The 2374-nt window shown below is 64.5% G+C and carries 4 protein-coding genes and 1 tRNA gene; 2 read left to right on the forward strand and 3 right to left on the reverse strand.

Annotation, left to right across the window (positions count from 1 at the left end; all coding sequences use genetic code 11):
• Positions 1 to 496, reverse strand: a 496-nt coding sequence (locus AC062T_RS05335; protein ID WP_476028080.1) for an aldo/keto reductase, incomplete at its 3' end; no start/stop codon positions are given.
• Between the two features lie 100 nt (positions 497 to 596).
• Here AC062T_RS05335 and AC062T_RS05340 point away from each other — a divergent pair.
• On the forward strand, positions 597 to 1253 hold the full coding sequence (locus AC062T_RS05340; protein WP_476028082.1) for a class I SAM-dependent methyltransferase: 657 nt from the start codon (positions 597 to 599) through the stop codon (positions 1251 to 1253).
• Positions 1254 to 1315: 62 nt separating this feature from the next.
• On the opposite strand, the gene AC062T_RS05345 is transcribed toward AC062T_RS05340, so the two are convergent.
• Positions 1316 to 1392: transfer RNA gene (locus AC062T_RS05345), tRNA-Thr, on the reverse strand.
• Positions 1393 to 1453: 61 nt separating this feature from the next.
• Positions 1454 to 1879, reverse strand: a complete 426-nt coding sequence (gene msrB, locus AC062T_RS05350; protein ID WP_476028084.1) for a peptide-methionine (R)-S-oxide reductase MsrB — start codon at positions 1877 to 1879, stop codon at positions 1454 to 1456.
• A gap of 186 nt (positions 1880 to 2065) precedes the next feature.
• On the opposite strand from msrB, the gene AC062T_RS05355 reads away from it, so the two are divergent.
• Positions 2066 to 2374: HtaA domain-containing protein (locus AC062T_RS05355; RefSeq protein ID WP_476028086.1), on the forward strand; the 309-nt coding region annotated here is incomplete at its 3' end.

Below are 2374 nucleotides of genomic sequence, written 5' to 3' on the forward strand. Positions count from 1 at the left end.
CGTTCTGCCGAAAAGGGTTCGTTTCGATCTGGTTGACGGCGGGCGTGATGTCGTTGTTGATGATCAGATCGACCAGTCGGTCCTCGGGAAAGTTAGAAACACCGATGGCACGGATGCGGCCCTCCCGATGCAGTGACTCCATTGCGCGCCATTCGCTGAAATAGTCGCCGAACGGCTGATGAATCAAGAAGAGGTCGACCTGCTCGAGGCCCAAACGCTCGGCAGAAGCGTCGAAGGCTCGCTTCGTGTTGTCTTCTCCAGCATCCTGCACCCACAGCTTGGTGGTGACGAAGAGCTCGCTGCGAGGAATGCCGCTGGCGGCGATAGCCCGGCCCACGGCAGCCTCGTTGCCGTAGGCAGCGGCGGTGTCGATGTGACGGTATCCGACCGCGAGTGCGTCGGCCACGACCTGCTCGGTTTCATCCGGTGGCACCTGGTAGACGCCGAAACCGAGGATGGGCATCTCCACTCCGTTGTTGAGAGTCACGGCGCGCATGGGGGCGTCCTTTCGTCGAGGCGGGGCGAGTGGGTACAGTTCACTCCCCGTTGCTGGATGTTGAATAGACGCGACGGCATCGCGACGAAACGAGGCATCCGTGGCGCACAGCTTTGAGCGTGACTACTGGCAGCAACACTGGAAAGAGGCCGAGGCTCCGAGCTTTGCTGCCGAACCCAATCCGCACCTGGTGCGCGAGACGCAGAGCCTCACGCCGGGCACGGCAATCGATGCCGGATGTGGCACAGGCACCGAGGCGATCTGGCTGGCAACCCAGGGTTGGCGGGTTACGGGTGCCGACATTTCGGCGGCCGCGCTGGAGAACGCGCGGCAGCAGGCGCTGGTGGCGGGAGTCGAGGTCGATTGGGTCGAGGCCGACCTGACGGAGTGGCAACCGCCGGCCGAAGTCGATCTGGTGGTGACGCATTACGCGCATCCGGCGACCGCACAGCTGGATTTCTACGAGCGCATCGCGCGGTGGGTGGCGCCGGGAGGGACCCTGCTCATCGTTGGTCACGGCGAGGCGGCGCACTCTGACCACGCGCACGACGGCCACGCGCACGGCCACGCCTACGACGCTGCGTCGCCCGAGCATCCTCCCGCTCATGCAACCGTTGCGCTCGCCGATATCACCGCCCGGTTCGCCACGGGGGAGTGGCGCATCGAATCCTCCGTCGAAGCCACCCGGAAAGCCCCAACCCACGGCGGCGAATCGATCACGCTGCGGGATGTTGTCGTGCGGGCTACGCGGATCTGAGGCTCCTCGTTGCGCGTGGGGCGACGCGCTGGCGCGTTGGTAGAAGTAGCCAGCGGAGAATGTGGAGCCCCCTGTCGGATTCGAACCGACGACCCCCGCTTTACAAGAGCGGTGCTCTGGCCAACTGAGCTAAGGAGGCGCGTGCGCGCGAACGCACCGGGCTATCTTAGCCCGCGTTCGCGCACCCTGTGGGTGCCGCTCTATTCGGCGGCGGGCTTCTCTTCGAAGTTGAGGGAGAGCGAGTTCATGCAGTAGCGGTCGCCGGTCGGGGTTCCGAAACCGTCGGGGAATACGTGACCAAGGTGCGAGCCGCACGTGGCGCAGCGCACCTCGGTGCGAACCATTCCGAGGCTGTTGTCTTCAATGAGCTCGACGGCCTCGGGGCGCACCGATTCGTAGAAGCTGGGCCAGCCGCATCCGGAGTCGAACTTGGTGCCGCTCTTGAAGAGTTCTGCGTTACAGGCGGCGCAGGTGTAGATGCCGGCGCGGCCCTCATCGAGCAGCTCGCCGGTCCAGGCGCGCTCCGTGCCAGCCTGACGAAGCACCTGGTAGCGCTCGTCGCCGGGCTCGTCGCGCCACTCCTGCTCGCTCTTGGTGACCTGGTAGTTGCCGGGCTGGTCGTTCATGGAGTGCCTTCCGAAAAGTGTGGACTTATCTAGCCTAAACGCGAGGGGAGCCCGTTTGTTCCCTCATTACGCCGCGCTAGTTAGGTTTACCTAAGCAGAATTTTGACGCGGGCGCCTCGGGGACACTACAGTCGGACTTAGCTAAGGCAACCCTTAGTAGCATCCTTCAGCCAGGAGTCTCTGCCCGTGAACCCCCTTTCAGCGCGCCCTAGAGCGGCGCGCTCGCTTCTTGCCCTGCTCACAGCGTTTCTCCTGGCCTTCAGCGGCCTCGTCATGGGCGCAGCCCCCGCGTCCGCTGCGCCATCGACCTCGTCGACCGCTCTCAACTGGGGATTCAAGCAGTCATGGCGCACGTACATGCAGTTCGGCGGAGGGTCAGTTACCCCGAGTGCCGGCGCCGCAGTCGTGAGCACGCCGTTCAGCGCCTATACCTGGGCCCCTGGCGCGACCACGTTTGATCCCGTCTCGAAGATCGGCAGCGCAGCGTTTTCGGGT

Source organism: Homoserinimonas sp. (assembly GCF_056262345.1).